Genomic DNA, 23,001 nt, shown 5'->3' with positions numbered 1-23,001 from the left:
ATGGCGATCGTGTTCTGTTTATTTTTTACGTGCATTTTTATCACACATAACGTCTACCAGTTATACTTTATTAGTGTTTGACTTGTCTAGGGTTTCACGTACTGGCTGTTTAAATTGTAGACAAGATTAACAAACAATTCAGATCCTGTTCATAAAAGGTACGCTCATTTAACTCAGATCAATGCTTGGTATTTAGCTCGTTGAGATAAACTTGATAATCGCTGGGCACTGATAAAGTTTTATTTAATGACTTTAACCATAATCCTAAATAGTGGTTTGACAAGTGAATTTCGTGATATTGCATTTTTGATGCGATATGTTGCGGTTTATAGGATTGAAGCAGGCCAAATTTACATGTATCACTTTGATACCAACCTGATGGTGCAGTTTTTCCCACATATAAATTAGGAGCTTTAAACCCCTCTGTTTTACAAAGCCAGTCTGCTTTGCTACTTGGCACTGGATATTCATCTTCAAAATACGCAAAATGCATCAGCTCATGGATGAATAGCTCAAACTCACTTTTGTGATGCAAACGCATGACGCCATTGTGCACATTAGCTAGACCCTGCTCTTCAGTCATAATTACCAAATGTCTTGCCCGTAATATCGTACTTTTTTGTACTAGCGGCTTTATATCACATTGAATGAATGCTGATGCGTGACTATTGCACTGTGTTATATCACCAATATAAAGCGGTTCTGATAAGCAATAAGGCAAAACATCGGATAGCGCATTTTGAACATACTGCTCTTTTAGTAACTCGAGTTGCTCTAGCCCACTCAACGTCTCTGCCAATAGCAAGATTGCATGATCACAATTATTTACTTGCGTGTGCTCATCTAAAACTTTCAAGCCCAATTGCGCGACACTGGCTTTGTTCAACACATCAACAGAACGGCCCAACCCCATGGCACTAATAGATGCGTATGGTTCTATATTTCCAACACGTGATTGCACACGTTCCATAGCATGGAATCGTTTTTTTTCTTGTAATAACGCCAGTAAGCGGATATGTGAAGCCTTGGGAGTCTTGTTCCAATATTGTTCAAATAGCAACCACGCCTGTTCGCTGTTATCATGCTTGAATAATCGAAGGCTCCACTCAAAAGCAAAAACAGCATAGCCTATACGACGTAACACAAAAACTTGTTCATCACTGAGTAGCTCTGGTACCTTTGTCAGTGTTAAATAAGCACTACTTAGTGGGTTGTAAGTTTGGGCGGCTTGCGCCACCAAATAAGAGATCTGGGTCGTAAGCGAGACATTTCGAGATGAAGTTTGCTGGCTGCTACTTGGCACAGCCAACAAAATAAAGGCAATGCCAGTAAGATACTGACGAAACATCACTTAACTTGATCTAGCACGCAACAAAGCTTCTCTGAGAAGGCGTAGCTCTAACTTCGCATACTTATGTTCAACAAACTCATAAACATTAGTCGCCAACGTCAACCTAAAATACTCTGCAGCCTTTAGAAAACTACCTGTACTCAAATGTAACTTAGCTATGTAAAAGTATGCTTCACAAAGTCTTTGTGCGTATTCTTCTTGAGACTGGGCCCCTTCTGAAATACCGGTAAGAAACTGCTCTTCGCTTAATTGATTTAAATAAAATTGAACAATTTGTGTAGACCAGTTCTGATTGTCCAATTGCAAACTATTTTGGTTCAATTGAGCCTTTGCTGCAATAGGATCAACTGAACTGTGCGCTATATACAACCATAGCATTCTGTAAGCATCATCTGGTGCGCTGGATAAGAAACGTTCAAAATCATCCACCGCGAGTTCCGCTCTACCACCATAATAAAGCGCAATACCACGATTTAAATACGCATATTCATAACTGGAGTCCAGCTCTAATACCGAATCAAAGCTTTCATAAGCCTCTGTGAACTCTTGACGTAAGGTATGATGTATTCCTAGGAAGTTATAGGTTTCAGCTAAATCAGGCTTTAGTTTCAAAGCACGGTTAAAGTCAACCTGAGACAACTGGGGCAGACCTAAGCTGTCGTACAACTTACCACGAATATGGTATAACTCAGCTCTTTGGTTGCGAGTCAACTCCGCACTATTTAATAGCTCACTGTATCTAGCCACCTCAATTTGAGCACGGGGGTCTGGCTGTAGAGGCTCGGTAAATGGTACAGGTAACAACGGTTGTAGCATTTCTTCAATGCTATCTTGCTGTGTACTCTGACAGCCCATTAAGCTCAATCCTAGCAGTGGTAATAATAAAAATCTCAAGGTGTATCCCTCTTTGGGCTAGATAATTGATTATGTCAGCCATTAAAGCACAAAAAAAGGGGCCATTCAGCCCCTTTTAACGAAACTTATTGTTTCTTTACAAAAAATTACTCACCTTTTGGTGCTTGCTCTGCAGCAGGCTCTGACGGCTCAAGTGCTTCTTTAATGCTCAGACGTACACGACCTTGACGGTCTACTTCTAGCACTTTTACTTTCACTTCTTGACCGACCTTAAGGTGATCAGAGACGTTATTCACACGCTCTTTGCTGATTTGAGAAATGTGTACAAGGCCATCTTTGCCAGGTAGTACATTTACAAACGCACCAAAGTCAACGATACGGTTTACTTTACCGTTGTAGATAGTGCCAACTTCTAGCTCAGCTGTCAGAGCTTCAATACGTGCAATCGCTTCTTTCGCGCTGTTACCGTTAGTTGCAGCAATCTTAACTGTACCGTCATCTTCGATTTCGATAGTTGTGTCAGTTTCTTCAGTTAGCTGACGGATTGTTGCACCACCTTTACCGATTACATCTGCAATCTTCTTCGGTGGAATGTTCATCGTATAAATACGCGGAGCGAACTCAGAAAGTTCTTGTGAAGGTGCAGCAATTGCTTGGTCCATCACGCTAAGGATGTGCATACGTGCCGCTTTAGCTTGGCTAAGTGCGATCTGCATGATTTCTTTCGTGATACCTTCAATCTTGATGTCCATCTGAAGTGCAGTAACACCAGCGCTGCTACCTGCTACTTTAAAGTCCATGTCACCTAGGTGGTCTTCATCACCTAAGATATCTGAAAGAACAACAAACTCTTCGCCTTCTTTAACTAGACCCATTGCGATACCAGCAACAGAAGCTTTAACAGGCACACCTGCGTCCATCAGAGCAAGAGAAGTACCACATACAGATGCCATCGAAGATGAACCATTTGATTCTGTGATTTCAGATACAACACGCACTGAGTATGGGAATTCTTCTAAGCTTGGCATGACAGCTTGGACACCACGCTTTGCAAGGTTACCGTGGCCGATTTCACGACGCTTTGGAGAACCGATGAAACCCGTTTCACCTACACAGAATGGAGGGAAGTTATAATGAAGCATGAAGTGGTGCTTATGAGTACCAACTAGATCATCCATCATCTGTGCGTCACGCTCAGTACCTAAAGTAGCAGTAACTAATGCCTGAGTTTCACCACGTGTGAAGATTGATGAACCGTGTGTACGTGGAAGTACACCTGTCATTACGTCAAGTGCACGTACCATATCTGGTTCACGACCATCGATACGTTTCTCACCTGCAATGATACGACCACGAACAATTTTCTTCTCTAGAGAGCTGAATAGTTTACCCACTTCTTGCTCGTCTAGCGCTTCGCCTTCAGCAAGCTCAGCAGTTAGCTTTTCAATTACTTCTGCTTTTGCTTCAGATAGCGACTCTTTACGTGCTACTTTGTCAGTAATACGGTAAGCCGTGCCTACTTTTTCTTCTGCAATTGCAGCGACTTTGTCTGCTAGTGCAACGTTTTTCTCAGGAGCAGCCCAATCCCAAGCTGGTTTGCCAGCTTCAGCCTTAAACTCTTCAATTGCTTTGATGATAGCTTGAGACTGATCGTGACCGTATACAACCGCACCTAGCATCTCTTCTTCAGTTAAGATTTCAGCTTCTGATTCAACCATTAGTACTGCATTTTCAGTACCCGCTACCACTAGGTCTAGCTTGCTTTCAGCTAGTTCAGTTACAGTTGGGTTAAGTACATACTGACCATCGATGTAACCAACACGTGCTGCGCCGATAGGACCATTGAATGGTACACCTGAAATAGCAAGTGCCGCAGAAGTACCGATCAACGCAACCATGTCAGGCTGGATTTCTGGATCTGATGAAACAACTGTCGCGATAACTTGAACTTCGTTCACGAAACCGTCTGGGAATAGTGGACGAATTGGACGGTCAATTAGACGCGCTGTCAGTGTTTCTGAATCTGAAGGACGACCTTCACGCTTTAAGAAACCACCAGGGATACGGCCAGCTGCGTACATTTTTTCTTGGTAATTAACCGTAAGTGGGAAGAAGTCCTGACCAGGCGCTGCTTCACGCTTACCAACAACAGTCACTAGTACTGATGTATCACCGATGCTTGCTAAAACCGCACCGTCAGCCTGACGTGCGATTGCACCTGTTTCCAAAGTCACTGTATGTTGACCTAACTGGAATTCTTTAATTATTGCTTGCACAAAAATATTCCTTAAAAAATATATTAAAACGCCAACAACAACCAATTACAGTCTTAAATAGAACAACCAAAATTACTGGTTACTCATATAGTTCTACTTAAGCACTACAATTGGCAGAAGTATCGGCGCTTGCTCAGCACTATGCATGAGCGAGGGTAAGTATACTGCTAGTACACGCACAAAAAAAGGGGCGAATTCGCCCCTTTTTTATTGTCGGATAAAAATCCAACAATTCATCAAATTCTTAGCGACGTAGGCCAAGCTCTTTGATCAACGCAGCGTAACGCTCAACGTTCTTACCTTTAAGGTAGTCAAGAAGGTTACGACGTTGGCTAACTTTACGTAGTAGACCACGACGAGAGTGGAAGTCGTGTTTGTGGTCAGCAAAGTGGCCTTGTAGTTTGTTGATATCAGCAGTTAGAAGTGCAACTTGAACTTCTGGAGAACCAGTGTCGCCTTCTGCGCGAGCGAATTTTGCTACGATTTCTGCTTTTTCTTTGTTGCTTAGTGACATAATAAACTCCAATTTAAATAAATTTAATGCTTCAGCCGATCACTAATTCAGCCAAAGCGACAAAGCGGCGGCATTGTATCAGTAATTGATGCCGCTGACAAAGCTATTGTGCGCTAGATAGAGCTCTTTTTGCTTTTAGGTGGCCATGCTTGTTACGTTCGCCAATACCGATAAACGTATCTTCAGCCATTACCTTTATAACGCCTTCAGGTACCTCACCCACCACCACGGTTTGTCCATGGCTAAAAGCAACACCTTGCTCTTTGGTTAAAGTAATCGTCGGTAAGTCGACCAGAGCGGTGTCCATCGGAAGCAGTAACTCGTCAATGTATGTTGATGGCTCAACACCGTCCGCTTTAGCTTGTTGTAACTTTTCTTCTAATGCTTCAATGGTGATCATCTTTTCTGCTGGGTAGTGACCAACACCACTGCGATGTAGCATGATCACATGCGCACCACAACCTAGCTTCTCTCCTAAGTCGTCCACAATAGTGCGAATATAGGTGCCCTTTGAAACGTGTACGGTCATCTGGATTTGCTGACTTTCAACGTCATACTCATCAAGCGTGATACTGTACACATTTATTTTGCGGCATTTACGCGGTACTTCAATGCCTTCACGTGCATACTTATATAAAGGCTGGCCTTGATATTTAAGCGCAGAATACATCGAAGGGTATTGATCAGACTCACCTAAAAAGCTAGCCACTTCCTGCTCTAATTGCTGTTGCGTAATTTCCACAGGGCGTGTTTCAACGATTTCACCATCCGAGTCAGACGTCGTTGTACGTTCACCCAATTGTGCACGCACAACATAAGTTTTATCAGTGTCCAATAGGAACTGCGTAAACTTTGTTGCTTCACCAAAACAGATTGGTAGCATACCTGTTGCAAGTGGATCTAACGCACCAGTATGACCCGCTTTTTGTGCAAAGTAGATACCTTTAGCCTGTTGCAAGGCTTTGTTAGATGAGATCCCTTGTGGCTTGTGTAAAAGTACAATGCCATCAACCGGGCGACCTTTACTACGACGGGCCATTACTCTTCACCACCTTCAACTGAATCCGTATCTTCACCGCGCTTTTCTTTATCAGTGCGGATCACTTCATCAACCAGGTTAGAAATACGCATACCTTCCATTAGTGAGTTATCAAGTACAAATCGTAACTCTGGCATAATACGCGCACGGATACGTTTACCCAGCAATGAACGGATATAGCCCGTTGCATCATTCAGAATTGCTAGGTTTTGCTTCGTATCCTCATCGCTTTTACTGTTTAAAACAGTTACGAAGATTTTTGCGTAGGATAAATCACGAGATACTTCAACTGCTGATACAGTCACCATACCTAATCTTGGATCTTTAATTTCTCGTTGCAAAATAACCGCAATTTCTTTTTGAATTTGCTGTGCAACGCGATCCGTACGAGAAAATTCTCTCATTGTCACCACTTATATAAACTATTGATTTTTATGCTATAAAAACCCAAAAAATACAAACACAAATGGGGGCGAATGCCCCCATTTCAAGGTTTAGACCCTGTGAGAATTACAGTGAACGCTGTACTTCAACAGTTTCAAATACCTCAATTTGATCGCCGACTTTAACGTCGTTGTAGTTCTTAACGCCGATACCACATTCCATACCGTTACGAACTTCTTGTACGTCATCTTTAAAGCGACGAAGTGACTCAAGTTCACCTTCGTAGATAACCACGTTTTCACGTAATACACGAATTGGTGCGCTACGCTTAACGATACCTTCAGTTACCATACAACCAGCAACAGCACCAATCTTAGGCGACTTGAACACGTCACGTACTTCAGCAAGACCAATGATCTCTTGTTTGAACTCAGGCGCAAGCATACCAGCCATTGCTTGTTTCACTTCTTCGATCAGGTCATAGATAACGCTGTAGTAACGAAGGTCAAGGTTTTCAGCTTCAATTACTTTACGCGCTGATGCATCAGCACGTACGTTGAAACCAACGATGATAGCATTTGAAGCCGCTGCTAGTGTTGCATCAGTTTCAGTGATACCACCAACACCGCTACCAACAATCTTCACTTTAACTTCGTCTGTAGACAACTTAGTTAGTGAATCAGAAATTGCTTCGATTGAACCTTGAACGTCTGCTTTAAGTACAACATTAACTTCAGAAATATCACCTTCAGTCATGTTAGTGAACATGTTTTCAAGCTTCGCTTTCTGCTGACGTGCAAGTTTCACTTCACGGAACTTACCTTGGCGATATAAAGCAACTTCACGTGCTTTACGCTCATCTTTAACAACCGTTGCTTCGTCACCTGCCGCAGGTACACCTGAAAGACCTAAGATCTCTACAGGGATTGAAGGACCAGCTTGTGAAATTTCTTTACCGTTTTCGTCTCTCATCGCACGAACACGACCGTACTCAAGACCACAAAGAACGATGTTACCTTGCTCAAGCGTACCGCCCTGTACAAGTACAGTAGCAACTGGACCACGACCTTTGTCTAGGCGAGATTCGATTACAACACCTTGTGCCATACCTTCTTGAGGCGCTGTAAGCTCTAATAGCTCAGCTTGCATCAAGATAGCTTCAAGTAGGTCGTCAATACCTAGACCTGTTTTCGCTGAGATATGAACAAACTGCGTGTCACCACCCCACTCTTCTGGAATAACATCCAATTGAGCAAGTTCGTTTTTAACGCGATCAGGGTCAATACCCTCTTTATCCATTTTGTTTACAGCGATGATAAGCGGTACTTCAGCAGCTTTTGCGTGCTGTACAGCTTCTTTAGTCTGCGGCATTACACCATCATCAGCAGCTACAACCAGTACAACGATATCCGTTGCTTTTGCACCACGTGCACGCATTGATGTAAACGCTGCGTGTCCCGGAGTATCAAGGAACGTGATCATGTTGCCGTCAGTTTCAACATGGTATGCACCAATGTGCTGTGTGATACCGCCAGCCTCGCCATCAGCAACTTTCGCTTTACGAATATAGTCTAGCGTTGACGTCTTACCATGGTCAACGTGACCCATTACAGTAACAACCGGTGCACGTGGACCAACACTTTCGTTGTCACTGCGATCGTTGAGTACTTTCTCTTCAAGTTCGTTCTCTTTAACAAGAACAACTTTATGACCCATTTCCTCTGCAACATACTGTGCAGTTTCTTGGTCAATAACCTGGTTAATCGTTACCATTTCACCAAGCTTCATCAGTGTTTTAACTACTTCAGCACCTTTCACAGCCATGCGTGATGCAAGCTCTGATACTGTAATAGTTTCACTAATACGTACTTCTTGTTTAACTTCTGCCGCAGGCTTTTGGAAACCGTGCTGAAGAGAAGTAGGCGCTTTAAGCTTGCCTTTTTTACCACGTGACTGTGCGTTATTTTCGCCTTTCGCCTGTGGCTTTTTCTTTTTCTTACGACGTGCACTTTTTTCTTCACGTGCATCAGATTCATCTTCTGCTTCACGTGCGTATGTAGAAGTCGTCATGTGGTGATCTGCAGAAGCTTCGCGTTTTTTGCGCTCTTCTTCTTCAGCTTTCCAGCGTGCTTCATTCTCTTCTGCTAGACGACGAGCTTCTTCTGCTTGACGTTTTGCTTCTTCTTCAGCTTTTTTCACAGCTGCTGCTTCTGCTTCTGTACGAAGACGTTCTGCTTCGATTTTCTCTTGCTCTTGTTGGGCGCTATCCACTTCTTTACTCTGCTGTTCTTTCGCTTGACGTTCTGCTTCTGCTTTACGTTTGGCTTCTTCTTTAGCTTTGCGCTCAGCTTCCTCTTTGGCTTTTCGCTCTGCCTCCTGTTGGGCGTTGCGTTCAGCTTCTTCTTTCGCTCGTTGCTCAGCTTCTTGTTGAGCTTTCAATTCTGCTTCTTTGCGCGCAGCTTCCTCTGCAGCTAAGCGTTCTTGCTCTTTTTGCTGCTCGATTGCGCTCTTTTTAACGTAAGTGCGCTTTTTACGTACTTCTACCTGAACCGATTTAGCTTTACCAGTAGAACCAGTAACACTTAATGTACTCTTGCTTTTACGCTGAAGAGTCATGCGCTCAGGGCCATCTGAACCTGTACCGCCATGTTGCTTGCTCAAATGATCAAGTAACTTGGCTTTCTCAGATTCACTTACCTGATCGCCTTTGGCTTTGGTGATCCCTGCATCTGTTAACTGCTGTAGTAATTTATCGACAGTTGTACCAATGTTCTCGGCTAGTTTCTCTATGCTCACTTCTGCCATGCTATGCGTTACCTCCCGTTAATAAACTACTCTTCACTAAACCAGCAAATATTACGTGCAGCCATAATAAAGTCGCCCGCTTGCTGTTCAGATAATTCAGTGATCTCAACTAATTCGTCGATACCCTGTTCTGCTAAATCTTCTAGGGTGATAACGCCTTTGCTCGCCATCACAAACGCCAAGTGACGATCTAAACCTTCCAGGTCTAGTAGATCTTGAGCAGGCTCGGCACCTTCTAAAGACTCTTCATCACGTAATGCTTTAGTCGTTAATGCATCTTTTGCACGTTTACGTAACTCTTCAACTGTTTCTTCATCTAATCCCTGAATTTCAAGGAATTCAGCAACTGGTACATATGCCACTTCTTCAAGTGTTGAGAAACCTTCGTTGATTAAGAACTCAGCAAAGTCGTCATCAATGTCTAAATTGTCAGTAAATAAGCTGATCAGTTTATCAGATTCTTCAGCGTTCTTACGCTCCATATCTTCAACTGTCATTACATTCAATTCCCACCCAGTCAACTGACTAGCAAGACGAACGTTTTGCCCATTACGACCAATTGCTTGCGCTAAATTATCAGCCTCAACAGCAATTTCCATCGTGCGTGAATCTTCATCCATCACAATCGACGCAACTTCTGCTGGTGCCATTGCATTAATTACGAACTGAGCTGGGTTGTCGTCATATAATACTATATCAACACGCTCTCCGCCTAGCTCTGTAGAAACAGCCTGTACACGTGCACCACGCATACCAACACAAGCACCTACAGGATCTATGCGCTTATCATTTGATTTAACCGCAATTTTTGCACGTGAACCAGGATCACGAGCTGCACCTTTGAGCTCGATCATCTCTTCACCAATTTCTGGTACCTCGATGCGGAATAACTCCATCAGCATCTCTGGTTTAGAACGCGTTACAAATAACTGTGCACCGCGCGCTTCCGGCTTCACTTCATAAAGTAGACCACGAACACGGTCACCTGGACGGAAACTTTCACGTGGTAGCATATCTTCACGGTAGATGACTGCTTCAGCGTTGTTACCAAGGTCAATCACCACGGTATCGCGTGATGCCTTTTTAACAACACCAGTAACCAGCTCACCTTTTTGGTCTTTATATGCATCAACTACCAATGCACGCTCAGCTTCACGTACTTTTTGCACGATCACTTGCTTTGCCATCTGAGTTGTAATTCGGTCAAATTGAATTGATTCAATTTGCTCTTCTACATAATCACCAAGTTGTAATTCCGGCTCTTCTACTTGAGCTGCTTCAATGGTAATTTCAGAATATGGATTTTCTAATGAACCATCTTCTAGCGGCTCTGCTACCTGCCAACGACGGAATGTATCATATTCACCCGTTTTTCTATCGATAGAAACACGTACTTCAATTTCACCGTCATGTTTTTTCTTTGTGGCAGTCGCCAGTGCGAACTCTAACGCCTCAAAAATTTTCTCTCTTGGGACTGCTTTTTCATTGGATACAGCTTCTGCAACCAACAAGATCTCTTTTGCCATAGGTTTTGCCTCGCTTGCCCTGGTCCTTCGCACTTAATCTTAAAATTTGGCTATGATATTAGCTCTTTCGACGTTACTAAGCATAATGTGGTGCTCTTGTCCGTCGACAGTCAGCGTGATCATATCGCCTTTAACTGCTACTAGGTCGCCTTTGAAATTACGGCGACCGTCTTGTGGAAGTTTAGTGCGCAAACGCACCTCTTCACCTTGCGCGTCCTCATAATGAGCTTGTTTGAATAATGGTCTATCCACACCCGGTGAAGACACTTCTAAGTTGTATTCATTTGTAATGGGATCTTCTACATCCATAATCGCACTGATTTGGCGACTTACTTCTGCACAATCGTCAACATTAATGCCATTCTCATGTTCAATGTACACCCTAAGTGTAGAATGACGACCAGCTTGCACAAACTCTAGACCGAGTAACTCAAAACCACATGCTTCAACAGCAGGCTCTAGCATTACGGTTAAATCTTGCTCGAGTTTTGACACAAATTACCTCCATACAAACAAAAAAAGGGCTCATGGCCCCATCAATTCAGCTGCATGTTCCTGGGCCTAAATTGCTAATATCTAGCACCAGACACAACAACGCCCCGAACCAAGCGGGGCGTCACACCAAAAACAAACTGTGTGGCCAAAGGCCGTGCTTGGTTGCGGGCTGTACCAGCCTAAATTAAGCTTGCGCTTAAACGCAAAACGCGCATTACTATGAATGCGCGACCTTTAAGAAATATCAAATTTCTTAATATTGGTTGCGGGAGCCGGATTTGAACCGACGACCTTCGGGTTATGAGCCCGACGAGCTACCAGGCTGCTCCATCCCGCGTCCACATGCAGCAATATGCTGCTCAATTGGCGTGTATTATAGAGATTGTTCCATTAATACGCAACAACTAACTAGATAAAATAGACAGACCTAAACAATACCCTCTCAAATCCATTAGTTCTTTAACAATCATTAACATACAATACTTGTACCTGTTTTAGTTTTCTCTATACTGCACATTTCTTACAATTAGGAGACAATAATATGAATAAAAGGTCATTCCAAGCAACAATTGCTGCACTGTCTACTTTCGTTTTTAGTGGTGTCGCAATTGCCAATTCATGTGCTAGTGCAGGCCCGCAAACTCCACGCGATATAGATAACCTTGAAGGTGAAAATAAGCGTATTTTCAGTCTCGCTCCCCCGTCATCACAAATGAACTTGTGTAACATCCACTTTCATAAAAATGCAGAACACAAAGCTAAAGATTTCTCCGTATTTGCTGGCGACGGAAAATATGGTGGCTACCAGTGTAATGCAACATCCAGCCTAACTCCGGCTGAATTAAAAGCGCCAAAAGGCAAAGTATGTAAAAACGTTAAGCCTGGTGACACCATCGAAGTACACTGGGTACATAGCTCTTGTGATGTGAAGCCTGGTAAAGGGCTTGGTGCTTGTCTTAATGATCAATGTGCGAACCCAGATCTGCGTGTAGAAACGCAAGTGTTCCTGGTTGTTAATGATGAAAATGCATTAGACTTCAATGATCTGAGTTATGATGGCAACATTGTGAATGGCTATCATCAACCGAAGCATATCCCTAATACAACGGGTAAACCGGTCGAATTCCTTGGTTCAACAACTGGACCTAGCTACAACGATAAGCAGTGTTCTCCTCTACAAGTAACGTGGAGCGTTCGTCCAGCCTGTGCAAAAGTTGATATAAACAGCTTAGCGAAGTGGTGTGAAGATAATGTATTCGAAGAAGATCATGCCCACGGTGTAAGACAGTTAGTTACTGATCCTAAATTACTTTCACCTATCAAGTAATTCCATAAATTAATGCAGAAATGTACAATTTTCATTTCTGCATTATTGACAATTAAGTTTGCAATCATAAAAGTCTCATGGCTATACTTAGGTTTGATGTGGTTTTTTTATACAAATTAAAGTCTCATCGTAAGCAGTCACCCAAGTTTATTTTGTTTTGTTTGTTGTATCAGTTTAAGTGATTACGAAACAAATTTGATTAAAAAACTTGAGCACGGATCCGCTCTGATCGTAATTGGAGCGATTATGAGTATTTCACCCTATCAGTATCAACTTTTAAGCCAGACTTTTGCGACGATTAAGCCAAACTTTCACTGCTTTTGTGTGAGTTTCAACCATCGTCTAAAAATGCATCCCATGTCGATGGTCATTCCCGACGGGGAAGCACAAATATTAACCATCGAATACCAACTTAGGGCATTCATTCAGCAAAGCCTGATACGTATGGCGAACCAACAAGAACTATGCCGTTATATAGCTGAAAACGCCTCTACATTTAAATCGCTCCGTCCATCAGCCTGCGATATACGAATATTGTGCAACTGTTTCTTAGATACGCTTAAAGTCCACTTAGGTAAACAGTTTACATTAGCTGTGAGAAATGCGTGGAAACGTGCTTTGCACATTGTCGCAAACGTACTCAAAGCGGAACTATTTGGCATGTCAAATATTGTTTACTTAGATCAAATTAGACAAAAGAAACAAATTGGCCACTCTTGAAGTAAAGATGACAACCTAGCACATAATCAGTAGACTGACCCCAAATTAGGTTAATAAGGTGAGTTTATGAAACGTATCGCTATTTTATTGGGTTTAAGTGCATTTTTGACCACAGGCTGTGATGTATTTGAGAACTCCAAAGCCCAAATTGAAGCGCAGTACTTAGCTGAAAATCAAGAGCTGCAAGCAGTGATCGAACAGATCCGTGAGCAGGGACTAGAAGCAATGGCACACAGTGCACAAGCAGGCACGATGGCCAGTTGTGTAGCGAGCAAACTGGACGGTGACCCGATGGGCGCGTTAGTAGAAGTAGAAGGTGCTCTTCAAGATGGCGCAAGCGTCGCTGAATTGGCAAATTCAATTGCCAGCTTAACAGATCAAGAAATTAGCTTAGAAAGCATACCTGAGTTATTAAAAGCAGGAGCAGAAACAGTTACATATTTAAAAACACTATTAGAAACGTATGACTTAGCCGAACTTCAAACACAGTTCGCTACATTACTTGAACAAGGGCAAACCAAAACCGAAGATATCGGTACTCATTTACGTGGTTTAATCGAGCAATGTAATTAACTATTGCTGGTCATGCTGTATCAAAGCATGACCAGCTTATCCTTCTAAAAGAGTCTCCAACGACGCTTTTTCGTGCGTACCTTATGAACCCAATTTACTTCTATCGTCGTTACAGCAAGAACATCACTGTGTGTTTTAGCAATCAATTCATAACTTACACTTTCAATAGAACCAAAATTTAGTGTATACGAGAAACTATCTGTATTAGCCCAACACTGTAATATACGTTTAGACTCACTTTCTCTAAGGCAATAATCACCTGCAGTTGGTGCCGATATATCAAACACAACATCTGCATAGCAGGTACGTCCTTGGTTGAGCGCAACACATTTTGTTGGTGATGCATTCAATATTCCTTTACGTTTTTCATTAGCAGTAGACTCTGTTGTCATCATTGCCAATGAAGCCCAAATAACCCAAGTGAATCTAGAATACATACTTCACTCCAGTAAAAAATACTCGAGCGTAGTTAGAATCAACTAAAGGGCTGCTCTTGACCCCACCAGATCCAATTAATACTGAAGCACCTGCACTATATACCCAATCTTGTGCAATCGGATAATTAACCTGAGTTTGCACAAATACCGTCGCGCCATCCCCTGCTGTAAAACCATATAAATAATCGTTCACTTCAGAAGGTGATACGCCATAAAAATAATTATTAAAGTTTTGAGAGTAGTAATTAGCACCAAAATTTAACCATAGATCCCAGTTACGTAGCTCGAAGTTACGCGTGGCTTCTATATGGAAAACCCAGCCCCTTGAATCGCCAAATACATCATATACCAGCTCTGCAACAGCCAGAAAATCACCTATTGTTCGGTAATATGCCAGTCCTAAAGATTGATCAACTTTACGTTGATTAATGGTTTTTAGCGCTTCAACTCGCTCATCTTCATTGGAGTAATAGCCTTTGTCTGAAAATGGGATTTGATAGTTGCCAAAAATTGCATCTAGCCCCCAGTTTTCCTCTTGGATCAACTGATAACCCAAATCAGATCCACCAAAAAAGTCGCCCGAATGCGTGTTCAGGTAAAACTGTTTATATTGGATTTTGGCATCAATCAAAGGTGATAGGGAAGAAAACTCATGTTTAGCACCAATTAACTTTGGTAGTTTCGTGTTGACGTAAAAGGCACCTATACTGAGTTGCCATTCAAAGTCGTTTTCATCGTACCAAGGTTCAGCATATGCCTTACCCACAATGATGAAATACATTGTGAGCAGCATGGACGTTATTTTTTTCATTACTTATTATCTTTATTTAGCGTTTGTGCCGAATTCAATTACAGATCATACCTGAGCGTTTCTCATACAACAAGAAAACAATTCCCTCTCTTCATTTTCCAACTGAACTTGATATAGCGTATTGAGATGTAAATGTCGCTGGTTAAAAACTGGGTCATCATTTCTATCTGATGATGAAGCTGTAGTAGTTAATTCCATTTAATATCTTCCATTTATCGTCACTTAAATCAAAAAGGAATCTTGGCAGAGCATATATGTGTATGTCGAATAAAAAGGATATCGTATCTAATACATTTTTGCTCAGCTAATAAGTTTGAACATTACTCAACTTACTGAGTACTGCATCTGTGTAACTAGAGTAGCCAGTATGAATCTTATCTGGCCTGCAATGACCCTATCAAAGTTGTCACATAAGTATAACGGAATACAAAAATAACACCCATTAGATATAGCCTTAGATGCCCAGGACATTGACTGAACCAAAGCCATCAACCCACCACTTGTGGTTTAAACAGCTACTTCTAGCCTAAGTATTTAAACAGTATGCGTTTATAAATCCGTTCTATGGCCAATAGATCTGCTATTGCCACATGCTCATTAACTTGATGTATGGTTTCATTTTTTACACCACACTCTATGACTTGTGTCTGTTCGCTTGCAAAAAAACGACCGTCGGATGTGCCTCCGGCTGTACTGAGGGATGGATATTGACCTAGCTCTTCAGAGATGACATTTTCAATCAAGGATAAGAAGCAATTGTCTGATTTTTTACCTGTGTAGAAGGATTCACATGGGCGTTCCCAATTTATTTTAATGTCACCTTCCATATTTTGAGCTATATCGGCAAGCCTTTGGCAAATATCATGGCTTTTGTATCCGTGACTATAACGTACATTAAATGTTACTTCACATATGGCTGGTACCAAATTATCTACAATGTCGGGGACAGTTAATCCTGTGACCTGAAGAGTTGTTTTTGAACCCGGCACATCCTTTGTCCACTCGAGATTAGATAACTGAGTGACCAGTTTTCCAGCGATATGCGCAGCATTGAGCGCAAATTCAGGATAAGCAACATGTCCAGATTTACCATGTACAGTAAAACGACCTGAGATAGCCCCCCTACGTCCATTTTTTATTGTGTCGCCTACTTGCTTGTGAGATGTTGGCTCACCTACGAGACAAGCGTCTAATGATATTCCGTTTTGTCGAAGATACTCAGCAATAAGTACAGAACCATCAGTCGCTTCGCCTTCTTCATCAGACGTGATTAACCAAAAAAAAGTACCGTATTTAGCTTGGTTAGACTTACAAAAGGCCTTTGTGGCATTTAGCATTGCAGCCACAGACCCCTTCATATCAGCAGCTCCTCGACCATAAATAACGCCATCTATAATATCACCAGAAAATGGCTCGACTAACCAACCCTCTGCGGTTGCCGGCACAACATCTACATGCCCGGAATAGGCAAAAGTCGAACCCTGACCAAACTGTCTGTGGGCAATCAAATTTTTGACTCCATTTGACTCCATCACTTCTATATTAAAATCGAGTTGGGATAATTGGTGAGCGAGATACGCGATTGTTCCAGCATCATTTGGTGTCACTGAGTTGGCTCTGATCAAATATTGTAAAATAGAAACAACACTTGGAAAGTTTTTAGCGTTTTTTTGAAGTGGGTAAGGCATGAGCAACCATTTATCTGACTTTTTTCTCATTAAACGTAAGAAAGGTGTCCAGAATATGACTGGCTAATTGCATATTTATGACTAAATCTGAGTCAATCTAGTCCTGCTAAATTGTACTTATATATAATTTGCAACTCTCATACATGATAAAACTTAATCCAAATCAAACTTTCAAAAAATTCTGAAAGATGAAAAGTCAAATTTGATCTAGAACAGCTTTTTTTTCATCAAAGTCCTTACTATGGAGTCATTAAAAAGAACCACCTTGTTTAGGTTCAGGAGATGAAAATGAATAAACTAACAGCTGCTTTGATTTCAACTTTATTAGTAACAGCGCCACTTGCTCATGCACAATTTAGTGTTAACGTAGGTGCTATTCATGTAAACCCTATAGACTCGGCATCTGCAATTAATGAAAACAAAGCACTAGGCCTGTCAGCAGATTCAGACACGCAACTTGGTATCACATTCGATTATCATTACAACGACAATATTGTTTTTGAATTAGTGGCTGCGACCCCCTTTTCTCACACTGTTGAAGGGGCAGGTGGTTTAGCAGGCAATGACATCGCGAATATTAAACACTTGCCGCCAACGCTTTTAGCGCAGTACCACTTTTTTGATAAAAGCGCCAAACTACGACCATTTATCGGCGCAGGTTTAAATTACACCGTATTTTTCGATGAAGAGCCAACTGCTGCTTTAAAACAAACACTTGGCACAGACGATGTAAAAGTAGACTTGGATAACTCATTTGGATTGGCTTTACAGTTAGGCTTAAACTATGAAATTAATGACAAATGGGGCTTACATGTCATGGTATCAAAAATGGATATAGATACAGATGCAACGGTTTACGCGAATGGCACCAAAGCTTTAACATCAGATGTTGAAATCGACCCATTTGTTGCAATGATTGGCGCTAAATATACGTTCTAATCTAAGAGTAAATTTCTCAATCTTGGCCACTTACGTGGCCTTTTTGTTATTTGCCTTTTTTTGCTCAAGCATTTCTTTCCAATGTACAACTTCAGTCGGGAGTTCAGGCTGTTCTCCTTTAAACTCAGCAAGTTCTAATAAATCCTCAACTGCAACAATTCCCTGTCGGCTTTTAAATACGCCTCTGACATAGGCTATCGCATGTAACCCTTTTTTAGAATGAAATTTCTGCTCTATGTAAAAGTATTTATGATCCCAACCCACCACACGCGTGGTCACAGAAAACCTTTGCATAGGCTTGATATCACGGATATAAGTAATGGCCGTCGCATTAACTATCGGAAACCACTTTCTTTTTAGAATTTTATTTAAAAGCCCTAATCGCTCTGTCATCCAAGTTCTAGCAATGTCCATCATCGCCAAATAACGAGAGTTAGTAAGGTGCAAATTAATGTCACAGTCAGTTGGCAATGCTCTAAAGTCAATAGTTGTTGGATCCAACATCCCTTCGTAGTTTTTATTTTGTTTAATTTTCCAAAATAGAAGCAATAGTCGAAAGTATAAATTCATGTTTCAATTGGTCTAACCAGTAATTTGTCTTGCCAGTGTATCATAGCCTTTAATTGCAACAAGCGTGTTCAGTTATATATTTAATGACATGTTAAATTTTGAGCAACTTGCTTTATTTTATAAACTGGATTAAGTTTTCTTTATCTTCGAGATAAGTATTTATTTATGAATAATATATTCAAACTTAGCTTCTTTATTGCCACCCTAAGCTTTAGTAATCATACCCTTGCTAACTTTGATTTAGCAGGTAAAGGCATGGTGACTTACCCAACGGGGATCACCAAAAGCTTTGATTTTGGTTTTGGCTGGCAATCGGCTGATAAAAAATTTCGCATCGGCAAAAAAGCGTACTCTATGTCTCAGTTGCCTGAGTCTTACTCTATTGCATTAACGTTAAGTAAAGATGAGTCTCGAGTTTGGATCCAAGAGTTTAATGCTGGTTACATCGAAGCTTTTGAGTGGCAAATTGGTACCAATAAGCTGCAATTAGTGAAAAAAGACTTTAAGGTGCCAGTTAAAGGGGATTATCTCCTCACTCTCAACAACGTAGATTACTTCCTTAGCCGAAACAATGTCAGTATTGATGTGCATTTCGATGAGTCTGGTGTCAAGCATGTCAGATTAGAAGGAGTTACAAGAAGCATGGGTACCAAAAAATAGGTACCCATTTAACGGTGCACTAAACTTTAACCGTTTTTCGATTAATGCCGTACTCTCTGAGCTTGTTTGCGACAGCTGTGTGGCTCAAGCCTAAGCGTTTAGCTAGCTGCCTTGAACTCGGGTATGCAGGATAGAGCTTTCTTAACAAGGTCGCTTCAAAACGCTTTACCGCTTGTTCAAGTGTGCCTTCAAAGTCTGACTCGAGATATCCTAAATCATGAGTGAACGTCGGCAGCTGCATATTCTCAATACGTAGCTCTTTATCATCAAGTAATGACACTGCACGATAAATTGCATTTTCAAGCTGACGGACATTTCCAGGCCACGGGTACTGTTCTAAAAACTCTAAACACTCAGGGTGTAACGAAGGCACCGCTTGACCGTTTTGTTGCGCATATTTCTGAATAAAATGCTCTGCTAACGGTTTAACGTCTGCTTTGCGATCCCTTAGTGGCGCTATTTCCAAAGTCAGTACATTAATACGATAGTAAAGGTCTTCTCTAAAACCGCCCTCTTGAACCATAGCGGGCAAATCTTTTTGCGTTGCAGCGATAATACGTACATTGACCTTTACTTCATTTTCATCACCCACCTTTCTAAAGGTGCCATCTTGTAAGAAGCGCAGCAGCTTAGTTTGCAACTGCTCAGACATTTCTCCCACTTCATCAAGAAATACGGTACCACCATCGGCTTGCTCTAATACACCGCGTTTAGTGGGCACTTGCTCATCAAAGCTCGCGTAACCGAATAACTCTGACTCGGCTACATCATCTGGTAGAGAAGCACATGACAACGCAATAAAAGGCTTCAAAGATCGATTTGAAGCGTAGTGACATGCCCTTGCCAGCAATTCTTTACCAGTTCCCGTTTCACCCGTAATTAAGATAGGCGCTTCTAATTGTGCCATCTTGCGCGCTTCACGCACTACGCGTCTCATCGCTGTACTTTGATTATGGATGGTTGCAAAGCTTTCTTGGCCATAGCGCCTAAAAGCACTGACCTGTTGCCCTAAACGACTTTGCGACTTAATGTTAATTACCGCGCCCGCCAAGACATCCCCTTCTGTTCCCTGAGGCACAGAAATAGGTAAGATATCAGCAATATAGTCTTCACCAGCAACTTCTACTCGGGTTGTTTGGCCCAGTACTTCGCTGCCTTCAAGCCAACGGGTAAAGTTAAACCCTTTCAATAGTAAATTAATACTACTCCCGATGACTTCATCCAGTGATAGATTTAAATCTCTGCACGCCGCATCATTACAATGTCTGACACCCCCCTTGGCATCAATTGAAATCACCCCATCAGGCAATGCGCTTAATAACGTGTTTAATTCATTGTGCTCACGCTCTGATGGCAAGAAAGCCGTAGTACGAACATCCTCAACGCCATCAATGAGCCTAATTTCAGGCATGATTTTCTGAAACTGCTCAAATTCAATGGGGGGAAAGCTCACATACATACGGCAATTCACAGAATCAACTTCAATCCCTTTTAAATCAACTCGATAGTTAACCAATATATTGAGTATTTCCTGTGCAATACCTATACGGTCGGCGCAATGAATCTCTAAACGCATCTGTTCCTCAAAACGGTTTTTTACCTCTGGGCGGATCATACTCTAAGAATAGTCATCAGCCTAGCAAATTGTAAACATTTTTGGACAGATATTTTATAAGTCATAATTAATGATAATGACCTATAATAAATACATGATATACAAAGCATTTAAATAAGAATAAAAGATTGCAAGCTGATCACCATGCAATTTATAATACTAAATAACTAAACAATGTTAACATAAGTGGTTGGAGAGCCAATGAAAGCAAAAATAGTAGCCATAGTTCTAACATCCATTTTCATTAGCGCGTGCTCCGTTGAAGATCCCTATGAAACCGGCCCCACTGAGTCACAACAAACTGAACAAGCAGAGCAAGATAAACAGCAAACAGAGTCAATACAGTGGCAGATAAGCCTTTTAGACGCTTCGGATAAAGGTGTAGAGAATGCATCTGTCATTATCGAAGGTAACACTTATCAAAGCGATACAAATGGCGTCATCTCGATACCCGCCTTAAAACAAGGTAATTATAGTATTACAGTGCTTAAAGAAGGGTTTGAACCGTTATTGAGCACAGTGCAGGTGTCTAACACAAACTCTCAGCTCAAGTTACACATGAACGCAAAACCGGCTGACTCACTAACTTTATTTTTTGCCGGTGATACGATGTTTGGCCGACGTTACATGGATCCGAGCTTAACCACCATGGGGAACTCTGTGCCCGATGTAGAAGGTGCGCTTATTCGAGCAGGATCAGCCGCGCAAGATACCATAGAACTTACTCGCTACATTAAGCCCTTGGTAGAACATGCTGATTTCGCATCGGTGAACCTAGAAACGCCTATCTTAAGTACCCCAACAAGTGTTCACCCAACTAAAGAGTTTGCATTCTTCTCATTGCCTGAAACACTCCAAGGGCTTACCGAAATTGGCGTCGATTACGTTGCTCTGGGTAATAATCACGTCTACGATTATTTGCAATTAGGTTTGCAAGATACTGTAAAATACGTATCGGAAGCAGGACTGCTTTTCAGCGGCGTAGGCAATAACAATACAGAAGCCTACGCGCCACTTGTCACCACAGTCAAGGGCATGTCAATCGGACTCGTCTCTGCAACTTCTATCACTGGCGATGACAACCCCATTAATTATGTCGCAGAAGCACAAAAAGGGGGGGCTGCAGATCTCACTGAAAGTCAGCAAGCAATCTCTGCTGTGGAGCAAGCAATCACACAAAGTGATTATGCTGTCGCCCAACTACATGGGGGTGATGAATATTCGTATGCGCCCACTCGATATATTTCGAATCGCTTTAATTTGCTCAGTGGCCTACAACCCGACCTATTAATTGCACATCACCCGCATGTTGCCCAAGGGTTTAGCTTACTGAATAATACACCTGTGCTACTGGGACTGGGTAACTTTGTGTTTGAGCAAAACCGAATAGAAACGCTACTTGGAGTCGCCGTGCTCCTAGAAGTGTCCCCCAAGTCAACACCAAAAACCACTCGTGCCAGAGCATACCCTATATACTTAGAAGACTACCAACCTAAATTAGTCACCGGCTTTTTGAGCGACTATTTAATGAGGCGACTAGGTGAATTCTCGCAAGGGGGAGTCTCTGTGATCCCAAGACAAGGGTACGCAGATATTGACTTTTATACTACCCAGGCCCCAAACCCCGTAGAAACAGCACAAGTTACACTCAGTCCCGGCCAGCATATTGTTGATTTAAGAGAATTTGTACCGAGCAACGCCTTTTTAACTAAGGTATCCTCCAACACTCCTGTTTCGCTGAAGTTAGGTAGAGATTTAATGTTGTTTGGTGACTTCGAGGATTGGGATAACGATGACACTTTTGGAGAAGTTTCACGTTGGGAAAATGAAAGCGACAATATCACCCCCTGTTTAACTGGCGCACGCAACGGCAGACAGGCAATGTGCTTAGTACGTACTCAATTTGACAATCGACCATTACGCATGCCTTTTAAACATACGATTAGAACCATGCCAATTACACCCAACGAATCTACTTTAGAGGCTTATCATGAGATGAGCCTGTATGGGTACAGTAAAGGGATGAATGCGGGGGCGCTGGATGTTGAACTATCCATCACTACATCGGAAGACAATTTACTCTTTTCTGAACAAACCTTACGTATTGCAGAGCCTGGTGAATATGATTGGCGCAAGTTTGAATATAGTTTCTCTTTGCCTGATGATACAAACACGCTAGGGCCAGAGCAACTGCCTGCTCGTGCAGTCAAGCTCACGTACTTACACTCGCCACCTGACAATGGTGAAGCCACTCTCATCTTAGATGATTTAGCCTTAATATCATGGCAAAAAGATATTTCGTTGTCCGACAATATTTGGCAAGACAACACCATTCATGGCCTAGACTTTTTGAGGGTTACAACGCAACAGAACGTGACTTTATCTTTTGAATTTTCAGCTCTTGATTAGGTAATTC

21 protein-coding genes and 1 tRNA gene are annotated in these 23,001 nt (G+C 41.9%); 6 read left to right on the top strand and 16 right to left on the bottom strand.

What is annotated here, in order from left to right; translation table 11 throughout:
• Positions 1-178 precede the first annotated feature (178 nt).
• From S4054249_RS06015 to S4054249_RS05970, 10 genes are all read right to left on the bottom strand, one after another.
• Positions 179-1,348, bottom strand: coding sequence for a hypothetical protein (locus S4054249_RS06015; RefSeq protein WP_052960995.1), 1,170 nt, complete (start codon positions 1,346-1,348; stop codon positions 179-181).
• Between the two features lie 3 nt (positions 1,349-1,351).
• A complete protein-coding gene (gene nlpI, locus S4054249_RS06010) occupies positions 1,352-2,206 on the bottom strand; it encodes a lipoprotein NlpI (RefSeq protein WP_046356588.1) in 855 nt (284 codons plus the stop codon).
• Positions 2,207-2,352: 146 nt separating this feature from the next.
• The gene (pnp, locus tag S4054249_RS06005; RefSeq protein ID WP_046356589.1) at positions 2,353-4,482 is read right to left on the bottom strand and encodes a polyribonucleotide nucleotidyltransferase; all 2,130 of its coding nucleotides are present in this window, start codon (positions 4,480-4,482) and stop codon (positions 2,353-2,355) included.
• A gap of 244 nt (positions 4,483-4,726) precedes the next feature.
• Positions 4,727-4,996 (bottom strand): 30S ribosomal protein S15, encoded by a 270-nt coding sequence (rpsO, locus tag S4054249_RS06000; RefSeq protein WP_036975065.1) that lies wholly within the window; start codon positions 4,994-4,996, stop codon positions 4,727-4,729.
• 103 nt (positions 4,997-5,099) lie between these two features.
• Entirely contained in the window at positions 5,100-6,035 is a 936-nt protein-coding gene (gene truB / locus S4054249_RS05995; RefSeq protein ID WP_046356590.1) for a tRNA pseudouridine(55) synthase TruB, read from the bottom strand.
• Positions 6,035-6,439, bottom strand: coding sequence for a 30S ribosome-binding factor RbfA (rbfA, locus tag S4054249_RS05990; RefSeq protein ID WP_046356591.1), 405 nt, complete (start codon positions 6,437-6,439; stop codon positions 6,035-6,037). The genes truB and rbfA overlap by 1 nt, the downstream gene beginning before the upstream one ends.
• 106 nt (positions 6,440-6,545) lie before the next feature.
• Positions 6,546-9,224 carry a translation initiation factor IF-2 gene (gene infB / locus S4054249_RS05985; RefSeq protein ID WP_046356592.1) on the bottom strand — a complete coding sequence of 893 codons (2,679 nt, stop codon included), beginning with the start codon at positions 9,222-9,224 and terminating at the stop codon, positions 6,546-6,548.
• 26 nt (positions 9,225-9,250) lie between these two features.
• Positions 9,251-10,750 carry a transcription termination factor NusA gene (nusA, locus tag S4054249_RS05980; protein WP_046356593.1) on the bottom strand — a complete coding sequence of 500 codons (1,500 nt, stop codon included), beginning with the start codon at positions 10,748-10,750 and terminating at the stop codon, positions 9,251-9,253.
• A 39-nt stretch (positions 10,751-10,789) separates the two neighbouring features.
• A complete protein-coding gene (rimP, locus tag S4054249_RS05975) occupies positions 10,790-11,245 on the bottom strand; it encodes a ribosome maturation factor RimP (protein WP_039611540.1) in 456 nt (151 codons plus the stop codon).
• 260 nt (positions 11,246-11,505) lie between these two features.
• Positions 11,506-11,582, bottom strand: a tRNA-Met gene (locus S4054249_RS05970).
• 204 nt (positions 11,583-11,786) lie between these two features.
• Here S4054249_RS05970 and S4054249_RS05965 point away from each other — a divergent pair.
• The 3 genes from S4054249_RS05965 to S4054249_RS05955 all read left to right on the top strand — a co-directional run bounded on the left by S4054249_RS05965 (position 11,787) and on the right by S4054249_RS05955 (position 13,865).
• Positions 11,787-12,572 carry a delta-class carbonic anhydrase gene (locus tag S4054249_RS05965; protein ID WP_046356594.1) on the top strand — a complete coding sequence of 262 codons (786 nt, stop codon included), beginning with the start codon at positions 11,787-11,789 and terminating at the stop codon, positions 12,570-12,572.
• Positions 12,573-12,818: 246 nt separating this feature from the next.
• Positions 12,819-13,292: a globin gene (locus S4054249_RS05960; RefSeq protein ID WP_046356595.1), complete on the top strand. Its 474-nt coding sequence runs from the start codon at positions 12,819-12,821 to the stop codon at positions 13,290-13,292.
• Between the two features lie 66 nt (positions 13,293-13,358).
• Complete coding sequence (locus S4054249_RS05955) at positions 13,359-13,865, top strand: lipoprotein (protein ID WP_046356596.1); 507 nt, start codon at positions 13,359-13,361, stop codon at positions 13,863-13,865.
• Positions 13,866-13,909: 44 nt separating this feature from the next.
• Here S4054249_RS05955 and S4054249_RS05950 read toward each other — a convergent pair whose 3' ends face one another.
• The 4 genes from S4054249_RS05950 to dapE form a co-directional block, all read right to left on the bottom strand.
• Positions 13,910-14,302: a DUF3019 domain-containing protein gene (locus S4054249_RS05950; RefSeq protein WP_046356597.1), complete on the bottom strand. Its 393-nt coding sequence runs from the start codon at positions 14,300-14,302 to the stop codon at positions 13,910-13,912.
• Complete coding sequence (locus S4054249_RS05945; protein WP_046356598.1) at positions 14,292-15,113, bottom strand: MipA/OmpV family protein; 822 nt, start codon at positions 15,111-15,113, stop codon at positions 14,292-14,294. The genes S4054249_RS05950 and S4054249_RS05945 overlap by 11 nt, the downstream gene beginning before the upstream one ends.
• Positions 15,114-15,158: 45 nt before the next feature.
• Positions 15,159-15,311 (bottom strand): hypothetical protein, encoded by a 153-nt coding sequence (locus tag S4054249_RS26505; RefSeq protein ID WP_155401387.1) that lies wholly within the window; start codon positions 15,309-15,311, stop codon positions 15,159-15,161.
• Positions 15,312-15,634: 323 nt separating this feature from the next.
• Positions 15,635-16,801: a succinyl-diaminopimelate desuccinylase gene (gene dapE / locus S4054249_RS05940; protein WP_046356599.1), complete on the bottom strand. Its 1,167-nt coding sequence runs from the start codon at positions 16,799-16,801 to the stop codon at positions 15,635-15,637.
• Between the two features lie 288 nt (positions 16,802-17,089).
• Between dapE and S4054249_RS05935 the strand changes: the two genes are divergently transcribed.
• Complete coding sequence (locus tag S4054249_RS05935) at positions 17,090-17,740, top strand: OmpW/AlkL family protein (protein ID WP_080928372.1); 651 nt, start codon at positions 17,090-17,092, stop codon at positions 17,738-17,740.
• Between the two features lie 30 nt (positions 17,741-17,770).
• Here the strand turns inward: S4054249_RS05935 and S4054249_RS05930 are convergent, their stop codons facing one another.
• Positions 17,771-18,310, bottom strand: a complete 540-nt coding sequence (locus S4054249_RS05930) for a thioesterase family protein (RefSeq protein WP_046356601.1) — start codon at positions 18,308-18,310, stop codon at positions 17,771-17,773.
• 165 nt (positions 18,311-18,475) lie between these two features.
• On the opposite strand from S4054249_RS05930, the gene S4054249_RS05925 reads away from it, so the two are divergent.
• Positions 18,476-18,970, top strand: coding sequence for a hypothetical protein (locus tag S4054249_RS05925; RefSeq protein WP_046356602.1), 495 nt, complete (start codon positions 18,476-18,478; stop codon positions 18,968-18,970).
• A gap of 19 nt (positions 18,971-18,989) precedes the next feature.
• Here S4054249_RS05925 and tyrR read toward each other — a convergent pair whose 3' ends face one another.
• Positions 18,990-20,546 carry a transcriptional regulator TyrR gene (gene tyrR / locus S4054249_RS05920; protein ID WP_046356700.1) on the bottom strand — a complete coding sequence of 519 codons (1,557 nt, stop codon included), beginning with the start codon at positions 20,544-20,546 and terminating at the stop codon, positions 18,990-18,992.
• 240 nt (positions 20,547-20,786) lie between these two features.
• On the opposite strand from tyrR, the gene S4054249_RS05915 reads away from it, so the two are divergent.
• On the top strand, positions 20,787-22,994 hold the full coding sequence (locus S4054249_RS05915) for a CapA family protein (protein WP_145924982.1): 2,208 nt from the start codon (positions 20,787-20,789) through the stop codon (positions 22,992-22,994).
• The last annotated feature ends 7 nt before the right edge of the window (positions 22,995-23,001 follow it).

This window comes from Pseudoalteromonas luteoviolacea, from assembly GCF_001750165.1.
Taxonomy (GTDB): domain Bacteria; phylum Pseudomonadota; class Gammaproteobacteria; order Enterobacterales; family Alteromonadaceae; genus Pseudoalteromonas; species Pseudoalteromonas luteoviolacea_G.
Note: the sequence above shows the minus strand (reverse complement) of the source record. Positions and strands in the feature narration are given on the sequence as shown.

What these genes read in the sequence shown, in the direction of transcription:
- S4054249_RS06015 (WP_052960995.1), bottom strand. Translation starts at nt 1,348, where the DNA reads ATGTTTCGTCAGTATCTTACTGGCATTGCCTTTATTTTGTTGGCTGTG.
- nlpI (WP_046356588.1), bottom strand. Translation starts at nt 2,206, where the DNA reads ATGGGCTGTCAGAGTACACAGCAAGATAGCATTGAAGAAATGCTACAA.
- rpsO (WP_036975065.1), bottom strand. Translation starts at nt 4,996, where the DNA reads ATGTCACTAAGCAACAAAGAAAAAGCAGAAATCGTAGCAAAATTCGCT.
- truB (WP_046356590.1), bottom strand. Translation starts at nt 6,035, where the DNA reads ATGGCCCGTCGTAGTAAAGGTCGCCCGGTTGATGGCATTGTACTTTTA.
- rbfA (WP_046356591.1), bottom strand. Translation starts at nt 6,439, where the DNA reads ATGAGAGAATTTTCTCGTACGGATCGCGTTGCACAGCAAATTCAAAAA.
- infB (WP_046356592.1), bottom strand. Translation starts at nt 9,224, where the DNA reads ATGGCAGAAGTGAGCATAGAGAAACTAGCCGAGAACATTGGTACAACT.
- nusA (WP_046356593.1), bottom strand. Translation starts at nt 10,750, where the DNA reads ATGGCAAAAGAGATCTTGTTGGTTGCAGAAGCTGTATCCAATGAAAAA.
- S4054249_RS05965 (WP_046356594.1), top strand. Translation starts at nt 11,787, where the DNA reads ATGAATAAAAGGTCATTCCAAGCAACAATTGCTGCACTGTCTACTTTC.
- S4054249_RS05960 (WP_046356595.1), top strand. Translation starts at nt 12,819, where the DNA reads ATGAGTATTTCACCCTATCAGTATCAACTTTTAAGCCAGACTTTTGCG.
- S4054249_RS05955 (WP_046356596.1), top strand. Translation starts at nt 13,359, where the DNA reads ATGAAACGTATCGCTATTTTATTGGGTTTAAGTGCATTTTTGACCACA.
- S4054249_RS05950 (WP_046356597.1), bottom strand. Translation starts at nt 14,302, where the DNA reads ATGTATTCTAGATTCACTTGGGTTATTTGGGCTTCATTGGCAATGATG.
- S4054249_RS05945 (WP_046356598.1), bottom strand. Translation starts at nt 15,113, where the DNA reads ATGAAAAAAATAACGTCCATGCTGCTCACAATGTATTTCATCATTGTG.
- S4054249_RS26505 (WP_155401387.1), bottom strand. Translation starts at nt 15,311, where the DNA reads ATGGAATTAACTACTACAGCTTCATCATCAGATAGAAATGATGACCCA.
- dapE (WP_046356599.1), bottom strand. Translation starts at nt 16,801, where the DNA reads ATGCCTTACCCACTTCAAAAAAACGCTAAAAACTTTCCAAGTGTTGTT.
- S4054249_RS05935 (WP_080928372.1), top strand. Translation starts at nt 17,090, where the DNA reads ATGAATAAACTAACAGCTGCTTTGATTTCAACTTTATTAGTAACAGCG.
- S4054249_RS05930 (WP_046356601.1), bottom strand. Translation starts at nt 18,310, where the DNA reads ATGAATTTATACTTTCGACTATTGCTTCTATTTTGGAAAATTAAACAA.
- S4054249_RS05925 (WP_046356602.1), top strand. Translation starts at nt 18,476, where the DNA reads ATGAATAATATATTCAAACTTAGCTTCTTTATTGCCACCCTAAGCTTT.
- tyrR (WP_046356700.1), bottom strand. Translation starts at nt 20,546, where the DNA reads ATGCGTTTAGAGATTCATTGCGCCGACCGTATAGGTATTGCACAGGAA.
- S4054249_RS05915 (WP_145924982.1), top strand. Translation starts at nt 20,787, where the DNA reads ATGAAAGCAAAAATAGTAGCCATAGTTCTAACATCCATTTTCATTAGC.